This is a genomic window from Bartonella sp. AC535YNZD, from assembly GCF_042196625.1.
Taxonomy (GTDB): Bacteria; Pseudomonadota; Alphaproteobacteria; order Rhizobiales; family Rhizobiaceae; genus Bartonella.
Map to the genome: position 1 here is coordinate 1 of NZ_JBHIQP010000049.1, position 1522 is coordinate 1522.

Sequence of the window (1522 nt, forward strand, 5' to 3'; positions counted from 1 at the left end):
AAGAGAGCTATGCAGCTCAATAGTTTTAAGATTTTTTTCATTTTCCCCTCTTTCAATGGATTTATTTACAATAAAAAAGCTCATAAGCCTGTTGATATTTCCTGTCACCGCTGCTGAAAACAACAGTGAACAATATTGAAATGGTTAGTTGAGGAAACAATCCCGCCATTCCAAGTGAAGGTAAGGAGGGGGATTGTTGATCATCACTTAAGGCTGACATTCATCCGCGTTTTTATACCTTTTACAAAAAGGGCTGTTCAAGCGCTTCTTGACACTGCGCTGTGGTATGACAGCACCTGGACGACAATTTGGAAGGTTGTCTTCTTTAAAAGTATAACACCAGCCCCCCCCCTCAACTCTATTTTTATAGCGGAAACCTGATTGGACCATGCAAGCATCAATGGAAACCATTGCATTAGGAGTGAGCTTTTGAGTTTCTAAATCCTCATCATAAGGCGTTGGCATTCCACATTCTAATAAAGCTTTTCCTATCTCAGTAAAATCTGCTCCTGGCTTCTCCCACATATACATATACCCTGGAGCAGGTTTATCGATATTGCATCCAATCACGCTTAACAGAACGAGCCCGCTTAATAGTTTTAATATGTATTTCATTTGTTCCTCCTTGAAGGGATGTATATACGATTAGGATCCCCATAATCGCTTTGACATGCCTTACTTGCATGACTATAACAAACATGAGGGCTGGGATAACCAAATAGTACTTTCTTTGCCTCTTTCACTACGTTACTACCAAGGGGTCTCTTGTCAAAAGTAGCGGGATTTTTGCCAAACACAACACCAACAAAATCATCTGCATGGTTTTCCAAGCCGACAGTGGTTTTCTTTCCATCCCTTAAGATATATAACGTATCTGCCATGTCTTGAGTATTATAAGCTGGACCAAAAAAATTAACCGTTGTTTCCTTTGCTATACCGTGAACACCATGCTTTACTAAATCATGTGATCCATTTCCTGCTGTTATGGTACCACGACTATGGGCATCATCATGCAATCCTGTATTGCCATAAAGATACATTGTATCCTGGAATTTCTTGGTTGAATTGGTCAATCCAAAAAAAAGTCTACCTTCCAGAAACTTCTGAAAAATCGCTATCCCTACTTCCACTTCCCAGTCTTCAGCTTCTGGAAAGTATGTAAAATAAAGGGGACCATGATCATTGTCAGCAAACTGGACAGTATAACGCGCAGCATCATCTGGTGAGGTAAAAATACCATTGTAAAACATATGAACCTTGCCATCAGAACCTTTTTGTAAATGTTTTTCTTCTTCAGGCGTTAAATAACGATACAGAGGGACTTGTCTTCCATAACTGTCTTTGATAGGTTTTCCATTTTTATCTGTTGCATAGAGGACATTGCCATTTTCATCATGCAAAACCTCACCCTCAGGATGCTCTTTGAGATATGCGAATTCGCGTATTTTGTCCCAGTATCCCAATCCTTCATCCGATAAATCATTGATCATATCTACGCGATTATGTACTACCCCCTCAAGCG

General features: G+C 39.8%; 1 protein-coding gene and 1 pseudogene. Both read right to left on the minus strand.

Translation table 11 applies throughout. The annotated features are described in order from the left end of the window. Nucleotides 1-207 precede the first annotated feature (207 nt). On the minus strand, nt 208-615 hold the full coding sequence (locus tag ACFIM8_RS09070; RefSeq protein WP_375607591.1) for a hypothetical protein: 408 nt from the start codon (nt 613-615) through the stop codon (nt 208-210). Next, nucleotides 612-1522: pseudogene (locus ACFIM8_RS09075) on the minus strand (filamentous hemagglutinin); the annotation flags it as partial. The gene ACFIM8_RS09070 and the pseudogene ACFIM8_RS09075, both read right to left, overlap by 4 nt.